The sequence below is a fragment of the Streptomyces sp. NPDC048288 genome (genome assembly GCF_043201555.1).
Taxonomy (GTDB): Bacteria; Actinomycetota; Actinomycetes; order Streptomycetales; family Streptomycetaceae; genus Streptomyces.
In genome coordinates, this window is sequence record NZ_JBICZD010000012.1 from 257,949 (window position 1) to 277,062 (window position 19,114).

19 protein-coding genes are annotated in these 19,114 nt (G+C 71.8%); 11 read left to right on the plus strand and 8 right to left on the minus strand.

Going from position 1 to position 19,114, the window contains the following annotated elements:
* Positions 1 to 180 precede the first annotated feature (180 nt).
* The 3 genes from ACGFZS_RS37395 (at position 181) to ACGFZS_RS37405 (ending at position 4,133) form a co-directional block, all read left to right on the plus strand.
* Positions 181 to 2,007 (plus strand): LamG domain-containing protein, encoded by a 1,827-nt coding sequence (locus tag ACGFZS_RS37395; protein WP_393798839.1) that lies wholly within the window; start codon positions 181 to 183, stop codon positions 2,005 to 2,007.
* A gap of 73 nt (positions 2,008 to 2,080) precedes the next feature.
* Complete coding sequence (locus ACGFZS_RS37400; RefSeq protein ID WP_393798840.1) at positions 2,081 to 3,364, plus strand: hypothetical protein; 1,284 nt, start codon at positions 2,081 to 2,083, stop codon at positions 3,362 to 3,364.
* Between the two features lie 271 nt (positions 3,365 to 3,635).
* Positions 3,636 to 4,133, plus strand: coding sequence for a Rieske (2Fe-2S) protein (locus ACGFZS_RS37405; protein WP_359216769.1), 498 nt, complete (start codon positions 3,636 to 3,638; stop codon positions 4,131 to 4,133).
* A gap of 3 nt (positions 4,134 to 4,136) precedes the next feature.
* Here the strand turns inward: ACGFZS_RS37405 and ACGFZS_RS37410 are convergent, their stop codons facing one another.
* Positions 4,137 to 4,784, minus strand: a complete 648-nt coding sequence (locus ACGFZS_RS37410) for a cysteine hydrolase (protein ID WP_393798841.1) — start codon at positions 4,782 to 4,784, stop codon at positions 4,137 to 4,139.
* Between the two features lie 85 nt (positions 4,785 to 4,869).
* Here ACGFZS_RS37410 and ACGFZS_RS37415 point away from each other — a divergent pair, with 85 nt between their 5' ends.
* Positions 4,870 to 5,337 (plus strand): pyridoxamine 5'-phosphate oxidase family protein, encoded by a 468-nt coding sequence (locus ACGFZS_RS37415; protein WP_355714488.1) that lies wholly within the window; start codon positions 4,870 to 4,872, stop codon positions 5,335 to 5,337.
* 6 nt (positions 5,338 to 5,343) lie between these two features.
* Here the strand turns inward: ACGFZS_RS37415 and ACGFZS_RS37420 are convergent, their stop codons facing one another.
* A complete protein-coding gene (locus tag ACGFZS_RS37420; protein WP_393798842.1) occupies positions 5,344 to 6,246 on the minus strand; it encodes a LysR family transcriptional regulator in 903 nt (300 codons plus the stop codon).
* A 74-nt stretch (positions 6,247 to 6,320) separates the two neighbouring features.
* Between ACGFZS_RS37420 and ACGFZS_RS37425 the strand changes: the two genes are divergently transcribed.
* Positions 6,321 to 7,307, plus strand: coding sequence for a DMT family transporter (locus ACGFZS_RS37425; protein WP_393798843.1), 987 nt, complete (start codon positions 6,321 to 6,323; stop codon positions 7,305 to 7,307).
* Here the strand turns inward: ACGFZS_RS37425 and ACGFZS_RS37430 are convergent.
* Positions 7,304 to 8,635: an aminotransferase class I/II-fold pyridoxal phosphate-dependent enzyme gene (locus tag ACGFZS_RS37430; protein WP_393798844.1), complete on the minus strand. Its 1,332-nt coding sequence runs from the start codon at positions 8,633 to 8,635 to the stop codon at positions 7,304 to 7,306. The genes ACGFZS_RS37425 and ACGFZS_RS37430 overlap by 4 nt on opposite strands.
* Before the next feature lie 36 nt (positions 8,636 to 8,671).
* Between ACGFZS_RS37430 and ACGFZS_RS37435 the strand changes: the two genes are divergently transcribed.
* Positions 8,672 to 9,364: a pyridoxamine 5'-phosphate oxidase family protein gene (locus ACGFZS_RS37435; protein WP_393798845.1), complete on the plus strand. Its 693-nt coding sequence runs from the start codon at positions 8,672 to 8,674 to the stop codon at positions 9,362 to 9,364.
* Between the two features lie 25 nt (positions 9,365 to 9,389).
* Here the strand turns inward: ACGFZS_RS37435 and ACGFZS_RS37440 are convergent, their stop codons facing one another.
* Entirely contained in the window at positions 9,390 to 10,364 is a 975-nt protein-coding gene (locus ACGFZS_RS37440) for a DMT family transporter (protein WP_393798846.1), read from the minus strand.
* A 46-nt stretch (positions 10,365 to 10,410) separates the two neighbouring features.
* Positions 10,411 to 11,016, minus strand: a complete 606-nt coding sequence (locus tag ACGFZS_RS37445; protein WP_393798847.1) for a Clp protease N-terminal domain-containing protein — start codon at positions 11,014 to 11,016, stop codon at positions 10,411 to 10,413.
* A 199-nt stretch (positions 11,017 to 11,215) separates the two neighbouring features.
* Between ACGFZS_RS37445 and ACGFZS_RS37450 the strand changes: the two genes are divergently transcribed.
* Both ACGFZS_RS37450 and ACGFZS_RS37455 read left to right on the plus strand, forming a co-directional pair.
* Positions 11,216 to 11,410 carry a hypothetical protein gene (locus tag ACGFZS_RS37450; protein WP_355714508.1) on the plus strand — a complete coding sequence of 65 codons (195 nt, stop codon included), beginning with the start codon at positions 11,216 to 11,218 and terminating at the stop codon, positions 11,408 to 11,410.
* A gap of 125 nt (positions 11,411 to 11,535) precedes the next feature.
* Positions 11,536 to 11,964, plus strand: a complete 429-nt coding sequence (locus tag ACGFZS_RS37455) for an SRPBCC family protein (protein ID WP_355714510.1) — start codon at positions 11,536 to 11,538, stop codon at positions 11,962 to 11,964.
* Between the two features lie 61 nt (positions 11,965 to 12,025).
* On the opposite strand, the gene ACGFZS_RS37460 is transcribed toward ACGFZS_RS37455, so the two are convergent.
* Positions 12,026 to 12,655, minus strand: coding sequence for a PadR family transcriptional regulator (locus tag ACGFZS_RS37460; RefSeq protein WP_355714513.1), 630 nt, complete (start codon positions 12,653 to 12,655; stop codon positions 12,026 to 12,028).
* Positions 12,656 to 12,822: 167 nt separating this feature from the next.
* Here ACGFZS_RS37460 and argG point away from each other — a divergent pair, with 167 nt between their 5' ends.
* On the plus strand, positions 12,823 to 14,271 hold the full coding sequence (argG, locus tag ACGFZS_RS37465) for an argininosuccinate synthase (RefSeq protein WP_393798848.1): 1,449 nt from the start codon (positions 12,823 to 12,825) through the stop codon (positions 14,269 to 14,271).
* Between the two features lie 292 nt (positions 14,272 to 14,563).
* On the opposite strand, the gene ACGFZS_RS37470 is transcribed toward argG, so the two are convergent.
* Positions 14,564 to 15,466 carry an aminoglycoside phosphotransferase family protein gene (locus ACGFZS_RS37470; protein ID WP_393798849.1) on the minus strand — a complete coding sequence of 301 codons (903 nt, stop codon included), beginning with the start codon at positions 15,464 to 15,466 and terminating at the stop codon, positions 14,564 to 14,566.
* Positions 15,467 to 15,608: 142 nt separating this feature from the next.
* Between ACGFZS_RS37470 and ACGFZS_RS37475 the strand changes: the two genes are divergently transcribed.
* Positions 15,609 to 16,421, plus strand: coding sequence for a PhzF family phenazine biosynthesis protein (locus ACGFZS_RS37475; RefSeq protein WP_393798850.1), 813 nt, complete (start codon positions 15,609 to 15,611; stop codon positions 16,419 to 16,421).
* On the opposite strand, the gene ACGFZS_RS37480 is transcribed toward ACGFZS_RS37475, so the two are convergent.
* Positions 16,411 to 17,211: a CPBP family intramembrane glutamic endopeptidase gene (locus ACGFZS_RS37480; protein WP_393544192.1), complete on the minus strand. Its 801-nt coding sequence runs from the start codon at positions 17,209 to 17,211 to the stop codon at positions 16,411 to 16,413. The genes ACGFZS_RS37475 and ACGFZS_RS37480 overlap by 11 nt on opposite strands.
* Before the next feature lie 120 nt (positions 17,212 to 17,331).
* Between ACGFZS_RS37480 and ACGFZS_RS37485 the strand changes: the two genes are divergently transcribed.
* Positions 17,332 to 19,092, plus strand: coding sequence for a substrate-binding domain-containing protein (locus ACGFZS_RS37485; protein WP_393798851.1), 1,761 nt, complete (start codon positions 17,332 to 17,334; stop codon positions 19,090 to 19,092).
* Positions 19,093 to 19,114 lie beyond the last annotated feature (22 nt).

The following is a 19,114-nucleotide window of genomic DNA, read 5'->3' on the forward strand; positions in this document are numbered from 1 at the left end:
CACCGGCCGGGTGCCCTCCCTCCAGATACGGCGACCATCCCCCACCGGCGTGCGCCGCGGTCCGTCTCCCGGATCCCGGCGATCTCACGCACGCCTGGTTCGGCGACCGGCAGCGGCCTGGGCTTCGGACGTCCGCGTCCCGCCTCCCGCATGCCGCCTACCGCTCTGAAAAGGATGATCATGCGAAGAACGAACGCGGCCGGGACAGTCCTCGCGGCCCCTCGTGTCATGGCCCCGCTGAGCCGGCTCCCGGCTGCCGCCAGGGCCGCCTTCCGAAGGCCGGGCGGCCCGAGCGCCGCCGTGCGACGGCGGATGTCCGCCGCGCTCGTGGCCGTTCTCTCCCTCCTGCTGGCGGCCGGCGGCGCGCTGACGACCGCCGTCCCCGCGCAGGCCTCGATCACCGACGGGCTGCTCCTGCGGTACAAGCTGGACGAGACGTCCGGCACGGTCGCGCACGACGCCTCCGGCCACGGGAAGGACGGCACGGTCAACGGCACCGCCGACTGGGGCGCCGCGGACGGGCTGGGCTTCAACGGCTCCAACACGTACATCAAGGTGCCGAACAACATCATGGCCGGGCTCAGTACGATCACCGTCGCGTTCGACGTGTGGATCGATCCCACCATGGGCAAGCCGTACTTCCTCTACGGGTTCGGCAACACGAGCGGCACCAGCGGCAACGGCTACCTGTTCAGCACCGGGAACCAGTTCCGGACCGGCATCACGCTGACCGACTTCCACGCCGAGCAGCAGACCCGGCCGTCGACCTCGTACGCGCTGTACCGCGGCATGTGGAAGCACGTGACGTACACGCAGACGGGCAACACCGGCGTCCTGTACGAGAACGGCGTGGAGAAGGCCCGCAACACGTCGGTGACGATCACCCCGGGCGCGATCGGCGGCGGGACGACCACCGCGGACTACATCGGACGCTCGCTGTACTCCTCCGACCTGTACTTCAAGGGCCGGATGCGGGACTTCCGCGTCTACAACCGGGCCCTGTCCGCCTCCGAGGTACAGGCAGTGGCCACCGGCGCCGAAGCCCAGTGGGAGCAACTCCAGGCGCTCGCCTCCTACAACGGCGCGATCGCGGCGTTCGACGACCCCGACGTCGGACCGGTCGTCATCTTCCCCTCCGACTACACCGGCGACATCTACGACCTGCAGAAGCCGCCGGACTGGACCGACGAGTTCGGGCAGACCCCCACCGACTGGCCCGACCCCACCCCCGGGCTCAGCCAGCAGTTCACGGTCGACCAGATCAACTCCCTCCAGGACGCGGTCACCGCACAGATACAGCCGGGCGGCGACACCACCTACCAGCTGAACGTCCACTACGACGGGATGCACGACTGGGTGGTGGCGGAGACCGACGCTCCCGCGTCGGTGACCGATCCGCTGGCCGCCCAGTACGCGGGCAAACTCGAGATCAAGGCGTACACCCTCGACAATCCGCCGCCGGCCAAGTGCACCCCGGACCAGATCGCCGTGGGCACCGTCGGGGCCACCGCCGCGGCACCCGCGTCCGGTTTCGGCGACGCCGCGACGAAACTGCAGTGGCAGCAGGTCCAGGCCCTCGCCGACTACAACTGTGCGCTCGCCGCGTTCGACGACCCGAACATCGGGCCGGTGATCATCTTCCCCTCCGACTACTCCGGCGACATCGACGACCTGCGGAAGCCGCCCGGTTGGACCTCCGAGTACGGAGAGATCCCGGCCGACTGGCCCACTCCCACCACCGCGAAGAGCCAGCAGTTCACGCTCGCCCAGATCACCGACATCCAGAACGAGGTCGTCCGGCAGGTGTCGGCGGACGGCGACACCACCGCGTACAGCGTGGCCGTGCACTACGACGGGATGAACGACCGGATCGTCGTGGACACGGACGCCCCGGCGTCGGTCACCGATCCGCTGACGACCGCGTACCCGGACCAGGTCGTGATCCACGCCTACACGGCACCCACGCCGGCCGCCACCACCGACAGCTCGGACACGGTCGGCAGCTGACCCCCGTGCACCCCTCACGCACTCCTCGCACACTTCTCACGCCGTCTTCGGCGTGGGCCAGAAAGGACACCCCATGAGGCTTCCCCTCTCCCGGGCATCCCGCGAAAGACCGCGCCGCCACCGCGGCAGCGGTGGTCTCCTGCGGACGAAGTTCATCGTGCCGCTGCTCGCCGTGGCCGTTCTCGCGAGCGCGCTCATCACCCTCGGGGCACCGCAACGCGCCGACGCGGCCGTGGAGGACTACCGGCCCGCGACCTACAACATGCAGGGCGGCGGCGGCAAGTGGTCGACCGACATCCCCCAGCTGACCAGCGCGGGCTACAACGTGATCTCCTTGCAGGAGGCCGGCCCCAACCCGCCCGGACAACTGATCTGGACATCCCGCTACCTGGGGGGCACCACGTACTGGAGCGGGTGGCGCGTACAGGAGTACCTGTGGCGGCCGCCCGGCCAGTCCCAGAACTGGCACATCTACTACACGCGCACCGACTTCGGCGGCAACCGGGTGAACCTCGCCATTCTGACCAGCTACGACGCCCCTGAGGTACACATCGCCAGGCCCGCGTTCTACGGCAGCAACGGGCTTCCGACGTCCCGGCCGGCCCTCGGTATCACCCTGGGCGGCACGCTCTTCTTCACCGTCCACGCCCTGGCGAGCGGGGGCAACGACGGCACACAGCTGCTGTCGAACATGAGCGCGATAGCGGGGACCCGCATCTGGGCCGCGATGGGCGACTGGAACCGCGCCCCGAGCACGCTCACCATCCAACGAGGTTGGCACAGGTACATCAGCCAGGCCACAACCCAGCAGAGCGGCGGGGAACTGGACTACATGGTGTCCAACGAACGGATCGCCGGCTACGGCGGCATCGTGCGCGCCATGTCGTCCGACCACTACGCCGTCGGGTTCCGCCGCCTGGCCGCGAACGCGGGCGTCCAACTGCTCAACGCCCACGACGACAACCGGTATCTGAGCGTCTCGTCGGGCACCAACGGTGTCGAGGTGCTGACGGGAGGACTCAGGGACTACAGCAGCTGGAAGTTCGTGCCCGCCGGCGGTGGTCTCTACAGCATCGTCAACCGGACCACCGGAAAGTGCTGGAGCGACAACGCCGGAAGGATCATCCAGTGGTCCTGCAACGGCGCCTCCGACCAGCTCTTCGACCCGAACTACTGGAGCGACACCGGCCAGCTCTCGATCAGGCCCAAGAACCGGAGTACGTGCGTCGGGGACGATCCCAGCTTCGGCTGGGGAACCGAGATCCTGACCACCAAGAGCTGCAGTGGTGGCGAGACCCGGATCAACTTCAAATTCGACTACGACCCCGGCCCGAACGCACCGCTCGTCGTGTTCTGACCGGCAGGAAATCCGCTCGCCGACGGCAGCATGCCGAAACCGCCCTCAGAAACGGCGGTTTCGGCATGCCGCCGCGCGAGGGCGTGACTCCACCGCAGGGCGATTTCCGGCCCTGAGGGGGAGCCGGGGGCGTCGACAGTGAACCGACAGCGCTGATTCATCGGAGCCTCATGTCGGGGTGATGACTATCTGGATGCCGTCTGAACAGGTGGTGCCCGAAGGCCGTACCCCTGGACGGATCAACGAGAAGCTCCGCGGAAGGGAACCCCTCATGACCAGCGCATCGCTCAACCCCTCAACCGGACCGGCCCGCCGTACCGTCATGGCGGCGGCCGGAGCGGCGGGGCTCGCCGCCGCGCTGACCGCCTGCGGGTCGTCGGACGACGACTCGTCGAGCACCACGAACGGCGCGGCGACCACCGGCGCCGGCTCCACCACCCAGGACAGCAACGGCTCGGGCGGTTCGACCGCGGCGGCCGGCGGTACCGCGCTCGCCAAGACCACGGACATCCCCGAGGGCGGCGGCACGATCTACAAGGACCAGGCCGTGGTGGTCACCCAGCCGACGGCGGGCACCTACAAGGCGTTCGCGACGAAGTGCCCGCACGCCGGCTGCCCGGTGACCAGCGTGGCCAACGGCGCGATCGTCTGCCCGTGTCACGGCAGCCAGTTCTCCATCGAGGACGGCAGCGTGAAGAAGGGCCCCGCCACCACGGGTCTGACGGCCGCCAACATCACCGTCTCCGGCGACCAGATCACGCTGGCCTGACACTCAGACCCGCCGGCGCGGGCGCTTGAGGCAGCCGAGCACCTCGTCCGTGGTCGCGACCGTGGCGACCAACGCGAGGGTGTTGCGGACCATCGCGGGGGTGTACTCGGAGGGCACTCCCGCGATGGCGTCGGCCGGGACGACGGCCGTGTAGCCCCGGTTCACCGCGTCGAACACGGCATTGGGGATCGCCACGTTCGCCGAGACACCGGTGACGACCAGGGTGCGGCAGCCGAGGTTGCGCAGCAGCGGGTCGACGTCGGTGCCCTGGATGGGCGACAGACCGTGCAGCCGTCGTACGACGAGGTCCTCCTCCGCGACCTCGATGGGGGGCGCCACGCGGACCGCCGCGGTGCCGGACAGCTGCTGGACGGGCAGCCGCTCGGCGGCGCGGAAGAGCCGGGCGTTGTGGTTCGCGCCGCGGCCGTCGGGACGGCGTTCGGCGATCGCGTGGATCACCTGGACACCGGTGTCGTGCGCGGCGGCGACAAGCCGGGCGATGTTGGCGAGCGCCCCCGACGCCCGTGCCTCGTGGGCGAGTTCGGGCAGTGCGCTGTCCGGGCCCAGCACACCCTGCTGGCACTCGACGGTGAGCAGGACGGTGCTCGCGGGATCGACGAGTTCCGCGAGCCGGTCGTACGACGACGGCATGACGCCCCCTTCCGCGTTGGTGCGGGGCGGGCGACACTAACCGCCATCGCGCGGGAACGGAAGAAGAGAAGAAGAGGGGGGCCGCATGACCGTCACTCAGCGCCGGGGCCGGAAGATCATGATGACGCCCGGTGAGCTGGACGAGTTCCTCACCACACAGCGCACCTGCCGGGTCGCGACCGTATCGGCGTCCGGGGCGCCGCACGTCAGCGCCCTGTGGTTCGCCTGGGACGGCACATCGCTGTGGCTGTACTCGGTGGTGCGCAGCCAGCGCTGGAAGGACCTCACCCGTGATCCGCGGGTGGCGGTCGTGGTCGACTCCGGTGAGGAGTACGACAGTCTGCGCGGGGTCGAGCTGCGCGGGTCCGTCGAGTTCGTGGGCGAGGTCCCGCGCACCGGCGAACTGGTCGCCGAACTCGACTACGTGGAGACGCTGTTCGCCCGCAAGAACTTCGGCCTGGACGAGATGCCGCACGACGGCCGGCACGCCTGGGCGCGGCTGACCCCGACGAAGACCGCGTCCTGGGACTTCCGCAAGCTGGGCGGGGCGTAGGCCGGTTCAGGCGATCGTCCCGGCCGCGCCGCGCAGGGCCTGCACCGCCGCCCGGATCGAGGGGCGGCGGTCGGCGTCGGCCCGCCAGACGACGTACACATGGCGGCGCACCCGCTGCTTCAGGGGCACCATGACCACGCCCTCGGGCACCGGGTGGCGGCCCAGCAGCGGGGCGATGCAGACCCCGAGACCGGTGGCGACCAGGTTGAGCTGGGTGTGCGTCTCGGCCGCGCGGTGTCCGACGATCGGCTCGATCCCGCGCGAGCGCAGGGTGAACATCAGCCATTCGTGGCAGAACTCGCCCTCGCCCCAGGTGATCCACTCGTCGTCGGCGAACTCGCCGAGGTCCACCTCGTCCCGGTCGGCGAGCCGGTGCCCGGCCGGCAGCGCCACGTCGGCGGGGTCGTCGAGCAGGGGCGCCTTGACCAGCCCGTCGGGCAGCGGCATCGGCTTGTTGTACCAGTCGAGGACGACGGCGAGATCGAGGTCGCCGCGGACGACTCCGGCGATGCCCCGCTCCGGTTCCAGCTCGGTGGAGCGCACGCGCAGCGCCGGGTGCCGGCCCCGCAGGTCGGCCAGCGCGGCCGGGAACAGGCCGCGGGCGGCCGTCGGGAACGCGGAGAGTCTGAGTTCGCCGACGACCTGACCCCGGTGCGCCTCCAGGTCGGACTGGGCCAGCTCCACCTGGGAGAGGATCCGGGCCGCGTGCTCGGCGAGCAGCCGTCCCGCGTCGGTGAGCCGCACCCCGCGGCCGTTCTTGGCGAGAAGCTGCTGGTCCACCTCGCGTTCCAGCTTGCCCATCTGCTGGGAGACCGCCGAGGTCGTGACATGCAGGGCCTCGGCGGCCCCGCTGACCGAGCCGTGCCGGGCGAGGGCGTCGAGGGTGCGCAGGCGCTCCAGGTTCAACATGTAAGTGATTCTACGAGGTACCGAGTGGGAAATCTCGATTGTGCTACGACGTCGGCTCCCGCATGGTGGAGGGCATGAGCACCGTCACCACGGCCACCACCACGGCCACCGCCACCGGTCGGCCGGCCCTCGGCACCGACCGTTCCCGCCCGCGCCTCGACTGGCGCCTGCGCTTCGGCGCCCTGTCGCTGATCTGGGGCTTCAGCTTCCTGTTGATCAAGGTCGGGACCCAGGGGTACGCGCCGTTCCAGGTCACCCTGGGCAGGCTGGTGTTCGGTACGGCGGTGCTGGCGGCGGCGATGGCAGTGAAGCGGGAGCGGCTGCCGCGCGGGGCCCGCGTCTGGGGCCGGCTGGCGGTCGCCGCGTTCCTGCTCAACGCGCTGCCGTTCTCCCTGTTCGCCTACGCGGAGCTGACCATCCCGTCCACGCTGGCCGGGATCTGCAACGCGACCTCGCCGCTGTGGGGAATGGCGCTGTCCCTGGTCGCCCTGTCGGAGGACCGGCCGACCCGGGTCCGCTTCGCCGGGCTCGGCCTGGGCTTCCTCGGGGTGCTGACGGTGCTGGGCGCCTGGGAGGGGTTCCACGGCCTCAATGCCACCGGGACGGTGCTGGCGCTGCTGGCGTCGCTCAGCTATCCGATCGGCTGGATCTACGTCCGGCGGACGCTGGCGGGCACGGGCGAGTCGCATCTCTCCATGACCGGGGCGCAGTTGCTGCTGGCGACCCTGCAACTGGCTGTCGTCACGCCGCTGTTCACCTCGTTCCCCGGGCAGGTCTCCTGGGTCCCGCTGCTGGCGGTCGCCGCACTGGGCGCCCTGGGCACGGGACTCGCGGTGCTGATCCAGTACGGCCTGGTGGCGGAGGTGGGGCCGACCACCGCGCAGATGGTCACCTACTTCATTCCGGTCATCGCCACGGCGGCGGGGGTCGCGGTGCTCGGCGAGTCCCTGCGGTGGAGCACCCCGGTGGGCGCGGTCGTGGTGCTGGCCGGCGCCGCGCTCACCCAGGTGCGGTCCCGGAAGAGCGGCACCGACCGGGTCCGGAAGAACCGCCCCGTCTAGGCCTGGACCCGCCCCCGCGCCGGGACCACCGCCGCCGCCACCGCGGCCGCCAGCGGACCGGCCTCCTCGGGGGTGAGCGTCGAGACCGTGACGCGGATGCCCGGCGGGGTCGCCAGCCGGTAGCGCGCGCCGGGGGCCACCGCCCAGCCCTCGTGCAGCAGCCGGGACACCACGCTCGTCTCGTCCGGGACCGGCACCCAGACGTTCATGCCGCTGCGGCCGTGGGCCTCGACACCGTGGTCCGCCAGCGCGTCGATCAGGAGGTCGCGGCGGCTCCGGTAGGCCGCCGCCACCGCCGGCCCGTCCACGGCGCCGTCCGTCCAGAGCCGCACCACGGTGCGCTGCAGCAGCCGGCTCACCCAGCCCGGCCCCAGGCGCTGCCGGCCGCTGACCCGGTCGACCGTGGTCGCGTCACCGGTGAGGGCGGCCAGCCGCAGGTCGGGGCCGTAGGCCTTGGCGACCGAGCGGACGAAGGCCCAGTGGTGGGTACCGCCCACCAGCGGGTGCAGGGGGAGGTCGACGATGCCGTGGCCGTGGTCGTCCTCGATCAGCACGGTGTGCGGGTGCTCGCGCAGGACGGCACGGAGGGCACGCGCGCGTGCGGCGCTCACCGCGGCACCGGTGGGGTTGTGCGCGCGGGCCGTGACGATGAGGGCGCGCGCCCCGGACTCCAGCGCCCGGCGCAGGCCGTCGGGGCGCGGCCCCTCGTCGTCGACGGCCACCGGGACGGTGCGCAGCCCCAGCGCCGGGACGAGATCGAGGGTGCGGCCCCAGCCGGGGTCCTCGACGGCCACCGGGTCGCCGGGCTTGAGGTGCGCCAGCAGCACGCGTTCGACGGCGTCCAGGGAGCCGGAGGTGACGGTGAACGGCCCCTCGGGCACGCCGTCGGCGGTGAACTCGGCACGCGAGACGCGCTCCAGCTCCGGCTCGACGGGGTCGGCGCCGTAGAGGACCGACACCCGATCGCCCTCGGCCGCCACGGCCGCGAGGGCCGGTGCGAGGGACGGGAGCAGCGCGGGGTCGGGGTTGCCGGAGGACAGGTCGCGCACCCCGGCGGGTACGTCGATCCGGCTCTGGTCCCGCCCGGTGGTCGCCGGTTTGGGCCGGATACGACTGCCTCGGCGGCCGGCGGTCTCGATCACCCCGCGCTCGCGCAGGGTGCGGTAGGCGGCCGCGACCGTATTGGGATTCACCCCGAGCCGGGTCGCCAACTCCCGCATGGGCGGAAGCAGTTGCCCCGGCTCCAGCTCCCCGGAACCCACCGCGCGCTCGACGCTGGCCGCAATCTCTGCTGCGCCACGCCCTTCGATCGGATATTCTCCTAGCACAAAGTAGATTATGCACTAGTGCAATGGAGATGCCAAATGGAGTCCGCCGTCCAGGGCACCGTCCCGGCCCAGCCCGCCGCCTACCCCACGACCGACCGCACCGTCCCCACCCGCTCCGCCGAACGGGCGTCGTACGACAGGGAAGCGGTGCACTCGATCCTCGACGAGGCCTACGTCTGCCACCTCGGCTTCGTCCGCGACGGCGCGCCGGTGGTGCTGCCGACGCTCTTCGCCCGGGTCGGCGAGGTGCTGTACCTGCACGGCTCGACGGGCTCGCGGCCCCTGCGGATGACCGGGCAGGCCGACCCGGGGCTCCCGGTGTGCGTGACGGTCACCCATGTCGACGGCCTGGTGCTGGCCCGCTCCGCCTTCCACCACTCGATCAACTACCGCTCGGCCGTGGTGCACGGCGTCGCCCACCAGGTCACCGACCCCGAGGAGAAGCGCCTCGCGCTGGACGCCCTGGTCGACCACGTGGTGCCGGGCCGCTCCGCCGACTCCCGCCCGGCCAACAAGAAGGAACTGGCCGCGACCGCGGTGATCCGCCTGGACCTGAACGAGGTCTCCGCCAAGACCCGCACCGGCGGCGCCAACGACGAGCCCGAGGACATGGATCTCCCCTACTGGGCGGGCGTGGTCCCGCTGCGGAAGGGCTACGACGCCCCGATCACGAACGACGACGTGGCGGCGGGCATCGCGGTCCCGTCGTACCTGAGGAGCGGCGCCTGACCGGAGTCACGGCGGCCGACCACGCTCAGACGGCCGGCTCCCGTACGACACCCTCACTCCGTGCCAAGGGCTCGGCAGAGCCCTTGGCGGGTGCCGACGACTGCGCGATGAACGCGCCGACCAGCACCACCGCCCCGCCCACCACCTGCGGCGCCGACAGGTGCTCCCCCAGCAGCACCCAGGCCAGCACCGTGGCCACCACCGCCTCAAGGCAGGCCACGACCCCCGCCACCTGCGGGGACAGCCGCCGTACCGACACCACCCCGGTGATGTAGGCGACGACCGTCGCGACCAGCACGATCCAGCCCAGCAGCGCCACCGCCGGCACCGTCGTCCCGTTCATCCGCGCGGAGCCGCCCAGCACCGACCAGTCCAGCTCCCAGGGCCGGGCGACCACGGTCAGCAGCAACGCGCCGACCAGCAGCCCGTAGGCGATCACCCCCAGGGGATCGGCCCCCTCGCCGCCGCCGTGGTCCGACAGCACGAAGTACCCCACCTGGCAGCACGCGGCCCCCAGCGCCAGCAGCAGTCCCAGCGTGTCGAACCGCAGCCCCGACCACACCTCCACGACACACGCGAGGCCGCCGGCCGCGAGGACCACACCGAGCGCGGCCGCGCGGGTGACCGGCCGCCGCTGCACGAAGCGGACCCAGCCGAGCACCAGCGCCGGGGCGAGGTACTCCACGAGCAGCGCCACCCCCACCGGTATGCGGGATATCGCGGCGAAGTAGCAGGCCTGGACGCCCGCGACGGCGAGCAGCCCGAACCCGGCGAGCAGCGCGGGCCGGCGGCGCGGCAGGTCCCGGTGGCGGACGGCCAGCGGCAGCATCACCAGCGCGGCACCCGCCACCCGCAGCCACACCACCTGCAGCGGCGTGAGTCCGGCCTCGATGAGGGGCTTGGCGGCGACGCCTGAGCCCCCGAAGGCGAGCGCCGATCCGAGGGCGAGGGAGAGTCCGAGGCCCTTGCCATGGCTGCTGTCAGTGATGTGCACCGGCACATGATGACAGGGGACGACATGAGCGTCACCCCCTATGACACCTGTCTCAGCGGCTGGACGTGCGACGCTCCGCCCCGGCGTCCCGGATCCCGCCGTCCCCGATCCCGCCGTCCCGGATCTCGCCATCCCCGTCGATCCGCACGGCGAGGGCGCGGGCGGCCACGCCGGCCCGCTCCAGCACCTCCACGGCCCGCGACTCCGGGTCGACGACCAGTCCCGCCAGCAGGTCGATGCCGCCCGCGGGGCCGTCGCCGCGGTGCCGGGCGCGGCAGCGGGCGTACTCCAGGGCGGCCGCGGCCACCGGCGACCAGGCGCCGTCGGCCCTGCCCGCGGCGTGCGGGACGGCCGGCAGCGCGCCGGAGTCCTCGACCCCGCTCTGCCAGCGCAGCCCGTAGCCGATGCTGCGTTGCACGAGGTAGCCGAGCAGGCGGGCGAGTTGCGGGGCGTCGCCGACGACGTCCCGGACCTCGGGGTCGTACTCGATCAGGGAGTGCAGCAGATGGGCGGTGTCGACCTGGCGGTCCCCGTCCCGCACGGCCCTGCGGCGGGCACCCGCCACCACCGTTGCCAGCTCGGCACCGAGCCCGGCATCGTCGTCCGCGTGGATACTGCCCTGATCCTGGGCCGGCTGGCGGGGAATACGGGGTTGCACATCCCCCACCTCATCAACCTCAGCGGCCTGAGTCATCGGCGGGGGGAAGCATTTTCGCGTCCCACGCAGAGTGGACGGCGACGGCCCAAATCTCCTCCTTACGGATGAGATCAGGCCGAGATGCCCCTTGGGGCGCGCGCCGCCTTGCCGTGCGCCCCTCGCGCAACCGTCGCGCACCGGTCGCACGTCCCTTACCGATGTGGAGAGCGCGTGCGGTTGCTGGCTGGTCGCCCTGCCGGCGGTCGACGGCAGACAGTACGTGTACAGGGTGTACGCCCCGGAGGACGCGCTGCTCGCGGACCTGTTCTGGGAGGCGTGGCACTGCCATGACGAGAGCGCGCTCCCGCGCGCGTGGGACCTGTTCGACGCGGCGGAGATACGGCGCGTGGGCTGAGCGGCCGGAGCCGGCACGGACCGGGGCCGGACCCACACATTTCCTGACGGTTCATCAGTATTGAATGTTCGAGGCCCCGGGGCTACGTTCCGCGACACCGTAGCCCGACACGAAGGGGTGGCCCGATGGCCGAAGTCAGCGCGGAGACACGCATCCAGGCACCGGCCGAGAAGGTGTGGGCACAGCTCACCGACTGGTCGGCGTACGGCGAGTGGAACGCGACCCACACCAGTTTCCCCAAGGGCGGCCCCGAGACGCTGGCGGTGGGCGGGACCTTCCAGGAGAACATGAAGCTGATGGGGTTCCCGGCCGAGGTCGAGTGGACCATCGAGGAGCTGGAGCCGGCCCGGGTGCTGGCGATCCGCGGCAAGGGCCCGATGGCGGTGACCGTCGCGACGCGCTACACCCTGACCCCGGAAGGGGACGCGACCGGGGTGCGGATCGACGGCGAGTTCACGGGCGCGGCCGTGTCGCTGATGGCGGGCAAGCTCAAGGACTCGGCGACGGCGGCCCTCAACGAGTCGCTGCGCAAGCTGGGCGGACTGGTGGCCTGAGGCCCTACGCACGAAAAGGCGCCCCCCGGAGCAATCCGGAGGGCGCCCTGTGCGCCGTGGCTCAGTCCTCGTCGGCGAGGATGAGGTACAGCTTCTTGCGGGCCTCGTTGATGACGGTCAGCGCCTTCTCGCGCTGCTCCTTGCTGCCGGTCTTCCAGACCTGGCCGAAGGCCTCCATCAGACCGAAGCCGGCCTGGCGGATCTCGTTCAGGGCCTCGAAGTCGACACCGCGGGAAGCCTCTTCCCAGGGGGCGTCCGGGCCCTCGTCGGCGGCCGTGCGGCCGCTGTCGGTGAGGGAGAACAGCTTCTTGCCGCCCTCGCTCTCGCTGGTGATCAGGCCCTCGTCCTCCAGCAGCTGCAGGGTGGGGTAGACCGAGCCGGGGCTCGGCTTCCACGCGCCGCCGCTGCGCTCGGCGATCTCCTGGATCATCTCGTAACCGTGCATCGGGCGGTCCTTCAGCAGGGCCAGGATCGAGGCCCGTACATCACCGCGCCGCGCCCTTCCCCTGGGACCGCCGCGCCCTCGCGGCCCCCAGGGCCCCGGTCCGAAACCGGGTCCCCCGGGACCGAAACCGGGGCCGCCCGGACCGAAGGGCCCGAACGCCGCACGGCGACCGTCACGTCCACCGAAACCGCCCCGGCCGTGCGGGCGGTCCTGACCATGTCCACGCTCGAATCCGTGGGAACGCATGACAACCACTCCATTCCATCGTTGATCTGTCGCGTATCGTTCGCGATGCCTCAACGATATATCGGAAGAGTTCGGATGGCAAGCCCCCCGGAAGAGCCCGGCGGGCGGCCGGCGGCGGTTCCAACAGGGACGTTGCATGACCATGCGGTCTCATGCATAATCTTCCTATGTCCAAGGTCCTCACCTCCCTTCCCGCCGGCGAGCGCGTCGGCATCGCCTTCTCCGGCGGGCTCGACACCTCGGTCGCGGTCGCGTGGATGCGCGACAAGGGCGCCGTCCCGTGCACCTACACCGCCGACATCGGCCAGTACGACGAGCCCGACATCGCCTCGGTGCCCGGCCGCGCGCACACCTACGGTGCCGAGATCGCGCGCCTGGTCGACTGCCGGGCCGCGCTGGTCGAGGAGGGCCTCGCCGCGCTCACCTGCGGTGCGTTCCACATCCGCTCGGGCGGCCGGTCGTACTTCAACACCACCCCGCTCGGCCGCGCCGTCACCGGCACGCTGCTCGTCCGGGCGATGCTGGAGGACGACGTCCAGATCTGGGGCGACGGGTCGACCTTCAAGGGCAACGACATCGAGCGGTTCTACCGGTACGGGCTGCTCGCCAACCCGCACCTGCGGATCTACAAGCCCTGGCTGGACGCGGACTTCGTGACCGAGCTCGGCGGCCGCAAGGAGATGTCCGAGTGGCTGGTGGCCCATGGGCTGCCGTACCGGGACAGCACCGAGAAGGCGTACTCCACCGACGCCAACATCTGGGGTGCCACGCACGAGGCGAAGACCCTGGAGCACCTGGACAACGGCATCGAGACCGTCGAGCCGATCATGGGCGTGCGGTTCTGGGACCCCGAGGTCGAGATCCTGCCCGAGGACGTCACGATCGGCTTCGACCAGGGCCGGCCTGTGACGATCAACGGCAAGGAGTTCGAGACCGCGGTCGAGCTGGTCATGGAGGCCAACGCGATCGGCGGCCGGCACGGGCTCGGCATGTCCGACCAGATCGAGAACCGGATCATCGAGGCGAAGAGCCGGGGCATCTACGAGGCGCCGGGCATGGCGCTGCTGCACGCGGCCTACGAGCGGCTGGTCAACGCGATCCACAACGAGGACACGGTCGCGCAGTACCACAACGAGGGCCGGCGGCTCGGGCGGCTGATGTACGAGGGCCGGTGGCTGGACCCGCAGGCGCTGATGATCCGGGAGTCGCTGCAGCGGTGGGTCGGCGCGGCGGTCACCGGCGAGGTGACGCTCCGCCTGCGGCGCGGCGAGGACTACTCGATCCTCGACACGACGGGTCCCTCCTTCAGCTACCACCCCGACAAGCTGTCGATGGAGCGGACCGAGGACGCGGCGTTCGGTCCGGTGGACCGGATCGGCCAGCTCACCATGCGGAACCTGGACATCGCCGACTCCCGCGCGAAGCTGGAGCAGTACGCCGGGCTGGGGCTGATCGGCTCCGCCAACCCGGCGATCGGTGCGGCGCAGGCGGCGGCGACCGGTCTGATCGGCACCATGCCGGAGGGCGGCGCCGAGGCGATCGCGTCCCGCGGGGAGGCTGCGCCGGACGACGACGAGCTGCTGGACCGGGCCGCGATGGAGCTGGGCACGGACTGAGCGGGGAGCTGCTGTAAGGGGCCGACTCGATACCGGGTCGGCCCTTTTCGTTGCCCGGGGGATGGTGGTTGGGCGGGAGCGCCGTGGGAGCGGGCGGTTGGACGGCCGGTGCGGCACCGCCGTGCGGTCTCGCGCAGTTCCCCGCGCCCCTGAAGGGACACGCCGTCGTGGCCTGCGGTCCAATGCCCTGTGCCGCGCCGCCGTGCGGTCTCGCGCAGTTCCCCGCACCCCTGGGGAGGGGCGCGCCGTCGTGTGATCGCGCAGCCCTCCCGGAGGGGTGCGGGGTGGGGGGTCAGGGAGGGGTCAGGGTTGTGGTGATGGTGTGGCGGGCGTTGTGGGCCATGGTGGGGTTGGTGGTGCGGTAGTAGGGGAGGGCGATGAGGGCCTGGGAGAGGGCGCGGCCTTGGGCGCGGGTCCAGGTCGGGTCGTCGGGGGACAAGGTCTCGCGGAAGGCTTTCCTGGCGGGCGGCGGGAGGAGGTTCCAGGCCGGGAACAGGTCGCAGGCCGGGTCGCCGGTGCCCGCGCAGCCGAAGTCGATCACGGCGGCCAGTCTGCCGTCGGCGTCGAGGAGGATGTTGCCCGGCATGAGGTCGGCGTGCAGCCATACCGGGGGTTCCTGCGAGGCCGGGGCCCGCAGTGCCTGCTCCCATACGGCGGTGGCGGCGTCGCAGTCGACGTTCTCGGCGGGGAGCGCGCGGAGTTGGTCGATCGCCGCCCGGGTCGCCGCGTCGAGGGAGGCGAGCGGTCCGCCCCGATAGGCGGGCGGCGCCGCCGGCAGGGTGATGCTCCGCATCGCCGTCACGAACGCGGCGAGGTCTTCGGCCAGGCCCATGGGACGGGGCAGTGCACCCGCCTCTGCGGGCCGTCCCGGCAGCCAGCGGTACACCGACCACGGCCACGGGTACCCCTCGCCCGGCTTTCCGGCGGCGAGCACCTCGGGGATGGGCACGGGCAGGTGGGGGGCCAGGCGTGGCAGCCACTCCTGCTCCGTGGACACGTCCGGCGCCCCGCTCCGGACCAGCGGCAGCCTGACGACCAGGTCGTCGCCGAGCCGGAACATGGCGTTGACCGTGCCCCCGGACGGCCACCGCGCCACCGTCAGCCCGGCCCACCGGGGGAACTGGGCGGCGATCAGCCGTCGTACGAGGTCCTCGTCGACGGGATGCATGTCGGGGTGCATCGGTCCTGTGATCATGGGGGCCGAGTCGAGCAGGGGAGGCCGTGGGGCGTCAAACGCCTTTCCGGGCGGCCCCGCTGAGCCCATGGGGTGGAAATCGGGCCAGGACCGCGGGATTGGACCGGGCCGGGGGGCGAGTGCGGGGCCTAGCGTCTCGGGTATGCGGATTCGAATCGTCGATGCCTTCGCCGAGCGCGCCTTCTCCGGGAACCCGGCCGGTGTCGTGCTGCTGGACGCCTTTCCCGAGGACGACTGGATGCAGAACGTGGCCATGGAGGTGAACCACGCCGAGACCGCGTTCGCGCACCCCCTGCCCGAGGGCGGGGACGCCGACTGGGCGTTGCGGTGGTTCACCCCGGTCGCGGAGGTCGCGATGTGCGGGCATGCCACCCTCGCCACCGCCCATGTGCTGGCGACGACAGGGGCGTACGAGGGGCCCGTCCGGTTCGCCACGCGGAGCGGGGTGCTGATCGCCTCGCCCGGCCCGGACGGGGTGATCACCCTGGACTTCCCGACCGCCCCGCTCACCCGCGTGGACGTGCCCGACGGGGTCGCCGGGGCGCTCGGTGCCGAGCCCGTCGCCGGGTTCGACACCGGGCCGAACGTCGGTGACCTGCTCCTCGAACTCGCCGACGAGAAGACCGTGCTGGGCCTCTCCCCCGACCACCGGGCCCTCGGCGCGTACTCCACGCGCGGGATCATCGCCACCGCCCGTGCCCAGGACCCGGCCAGGGGCTACGACTACGTCTCCCGCTGCTTCTTCCCCAACGTCGGCATCGACGAGGACCCGGTGACGGGGAGCGCCCACACCGCCCTCGCCCCGCACTGGTCCGGGCGTCTCGGCAGCGACGACCTGACGGGGCTGCAAGCCTCCCGCCGCGGCGGACTGGTCCGCACCTCGCTGCGCGGCGACCGCACCCTGCTGAGCGGGCGCGCGGTCACCGTGATCGACGGGGAACTGCTCACGCCGTAGGCAGCCAGCCCACCTTGCCCGCGAGCAGCGCGTAGCCGACGAACGCGCCGATGTCGAGGAGGGAATGCGCCACCACCAGGGGACCGACCCGCCCCCACCGCCGGTACAGGTAGACGAAGACGACGCCCATCACCATGTTGCCGACGAAGCCGCCGATCCCCTGGTACAGGTGGTACGACCCGCGCAGTACGGAACTGGCCACCAGCGCCGTCCCCGCGGTCCACCCCAACTGGTCGAGGCGGCGCAGCAGATAGCCGACGACGATGACCTCTTCGAGGATCGCGTTCTGCATCGCGGAGAGGATCAGCACGGGGTACTTCCACCACACGTCGGGCAGCGCCTCCGGCACCACCGTGAGGTTGAAGCCGAGGCCCCGTGCGGCCAGGTAGAAGGCGATCCCGGTGCTGCCGATCACCGCCGCGACGCCCGCTCCGCGCCCGAGGTCGGGCCAGGGGCGGGTGCGGTCGAAGCCGAGCGTGCGCAGGCTCGCGCCCTCGCGGAGCAGGAGGTGCGCGACCAGCAGCACGGGGACGAGCGCGGACGCGATGCCGAACAGCTGCCAGGCGAGATCCAGCCAGGGGCGGCCCGGCGCGGCCGACGCGTTGAGGGTCGCCGCCTGGTCCTTCAGGCCGCCCGGTTTGGTGACCGATCCGACAAAGCTGATCAGGGCGGACACTCCGCTCGCACCGAGCGAAAGCCCCAGAACGAGCAGCGTCTCGTCCCTGAACATACGTCGCGAGGGCCGCTCCAGTGGATATGCACCGGCCACCTGATCCGCCTCCACCTGCACTCCTGCCTCCAGTTGGACAATCCCGCCCCATGCCCATCTTCGCGCCGCTAGTGTCTCGAAAGCAGTTACGAAAACCGTGCGCGCCGGGCTGTCGGGGGGACAGGGAGGGGCACCACCGTCATGGGACGTCACAGCTTGCCCGATCATCATGGGGCGGGCGCGGCCGACCCCCGTCCCCGCGCCCGCCGCCGCACGGTGGCCGTCACGACCGTCCTCGTCCTGGTCGTCGCGGGCGGCACGGCGGCGGCCGTGCGGAGCGGTCTGCTCTCCTTCGGCGCCTCCTGCCAGGAGGACCCGGTACGGGTGACGGTCGCCGCCTCCCCCGACCTGGCGCCCGCGCTGACGGCGGCGGCGAAGCAGGCGCGGGCCGAGGACGTCACCTCCGACGGGCGGTGCATCGCGGTCACGGTCAGCGCGCAGGAGTCGTACGAGGTCACCGACACGCTCCAGGCGGGCCGGAAACCGGACGCGCAGGTGTGGGTGCCGGACTCGTCGCTGTGGCTGGACCGGGTCGCGGCGGACGGTTCGGCGACCCAGGTGACCTCGGTGGGGCAGGTGGCCGAGACGCCGGTCGCGGTGGCGATGGTGCCGGCCGCCGCCAAGTCGCTGGGGTGGCCCGAGAAGACGTACAGCTGGCTGGAGCTGGTCGGGGCCGCGATGCAGGGCGACTCGCTGAAGCTGGGCGCGGCGGATCCGGCGCGCAGTGCGACGGGGCTGCTCGCGCTCACCCAGCTCGGTACGGCCGCGGCGCAGGTGAAGGGCGGGTCCACCCAGGCCGCCGCGATGATGAAGACGCTCTCGCAGCGCGTCTCCGACACGGACGCCCAGGTCGTCGACACCCTGCCGCGCGACTCCTCCGGCACGGAACAGGGCAACCCCAAACGCAACCAGGCGCTCGTCCTCACGGAACAGGCGGCGTACGCCTACAACGCGACGGCCGGCTCCGGCCGCCGCCTCGACCTCTTCTACCCGAAGGACGGCTCACCGGCCCTCGACCACCCCTACGCCCTCGTCGACGAGCCGGAGTTGAGCACCGACGAGAGCCGGGCCGCGCTGCGGTTCATGACGTACGTGCAGCAGCCGGCCCAGCGGAAGCTGCTCACGAAGGCGGGGTTCCGTACGGCCGGGGAGAGCGCGCCGGCCGCGCTGGTCGACGGCGCCGGGGGCAGCAGCCCGCAGCCGTACGCCGAACCGGCGGTGGAACCGGCCTCCGACACCGCCGTCCGGGACGCGCTCGGCACCTGGACGATCACCGTGCAGAGCGCCCGGATCACCACGGTGGTCGACGCGTCCGGGTCGATGGCCGAGCCGGTCTCCGGGGGCCGCTCCCGCATGGACGTCACCAAGGCGTCCCTCCTCCAGGCGCTCGCGACCTTCACCCCGGAGGACGAGATCGGCCTCTGGGAGTTCTCCACCAAGCTGGACGGCGACAAGGACTACCGCGTCCTGGTGCCCACGGAGCGCCTCGGCGACCGCAAGGCCGACGGCACCCAACGCGACCTCCTCTCCTCGGCGTTCAGCAACCTCCAGCCGGTGCGGGGCGGCGCGACGGGTCTCTACGACACGACACTCGCCGCCTACAAGGAAGCGACCTCCACCTACGCCAAGGGCAAGTTCAACGCCCTGGTCATCCTCACGGACGGCGAGAACCAGGACCCCGGCAGCATCTCCCGCACCGCTCTGATCGCAAACCTGCGCCGCCTCTCCGACCCGGAGAAACCGGTCCCCCTCATCGTCATCGCCGTGGGCCCCGACGCCTCCAAGGAAGAGGCCCAGCAGATCGCCGAAGCCACCGGCGGCTCCGGCCACCAGGTCGACGACCCCTCCCAGATCCACACGGTCATCCTCCAGGCGATCGTGGCAGCGGGCGCGACCGAATAGCGCCCCCGAAGGGGCGCGCCAA

What these genes read in the sequence shown, in the direction of transcription:
- ACGFZS_RS37415 (WP_355714488.1), top strand. Translation starts at nt 4,870, where the DNA reads ATGACCGTCACTCAGCGCCGGGGCCGGAAGATCATGATGACGCCCGGT.
- ACGFZS_RS37425 (WP_393798843.1), top strand. Translation starts at nt 6,321, where the DNA reads ATGAGCACCGTCACCACGGCCACCACCACGGCCACCGCCACCGGTCGG.
- ACGFZS_RS37410 (WP_393798841.1), bottom strand. Translation starts at nt 4,784, where the DNA reads ATGCCGTCGTCGTACGACCGGCTCGCGGAACTCGTCGATCCCGCGAGC.
- argG (WP_393798848.1), top strand. Translation starts at nt 12,823, where the DNA reads ATGTCCAAGGTCCTCACCTCCCTTCCCGCCGGCGAGCGCGTCGGCATC.
- ACGFZS_RS37395 (WP_393798839.1), top strand. Translation starts at nt 181, where the DNA reads ATGCGAAGAACGAACGCGGCCGGGACAGTCCTCGCGGCCCCTCGTGTC.
- ACGFZS_RS37475 (WP_393798850.1), top strand. Translation starts at nt 15,609, where the DNA reads ATGCGGATTCGAATCGTCGATGCCTTCGCCGAGCGCGCCTTCTCCGGG.
- ACGFZS_RS37460 (WP_355714513.1), bottom strand. Translation starts at nt 12,655, where the DNA reads ATGCGTTCCCACGGATTCGAGCGTGGACATGGTCAGGACCGCCCGCAC.
- ACGFZS_RS37400 (WP_393798840.1), top strand. Translation starts at nt 2,081, where the DNA reads ATGAGGCTTCCCCTCTCCCGGGCATCCCGCGAAAGACCGCGCCGCCAC.
- ACGFZS_RS37420 (WP_393798842.1), bottom strand. Translation starts at nt 6,246, where the DNA reads ATGTTGAACCTGGAGCGCCTGCGCACCCTCGACGCCCTCGCCCGGCAC.
- ACGFZS_RS37470 (WP_393798849.1), bottom strand. Translation starts at nt 15,466, where the DNA reads ATGATCACAGGACCGATGCACCCCGACATGCATCCCGTCGACGAGGAC.
- ACGFZS_RS37455 (WP_355714510.1), top strand. Translation starts at nt 11,536, where the DNA reads ATGGCCGAAGTCAGCGCGGAGACACGCATCCAGGCACCGGCCGAGAAG.
- ACGFZS_RS37405 (WP_359216769.1), top strand. Translation starts at nt 3,636, where the DNA reads ATGACCAGCGCATCGCTCAACCCCTCAACCGGACCGGCCCGCCGTACC.
- ACGFZS_RS37485 (WP_393798851.1), top strand. Translation starts at nt 17,332, where the DNA reads ATGGGACGTCACAGCTTGCCCGATCATCATGGGGCGGGCGCGGCCGAC.
- ACGFZS_RS37435 (WP_393798845.1), top strand. Translation starts at nt 8,672, where the DNA reads ATGGAGTCCGCCGTCCAGGGCACCGTCCCGGCCCAGCCCGCCGCCTAC.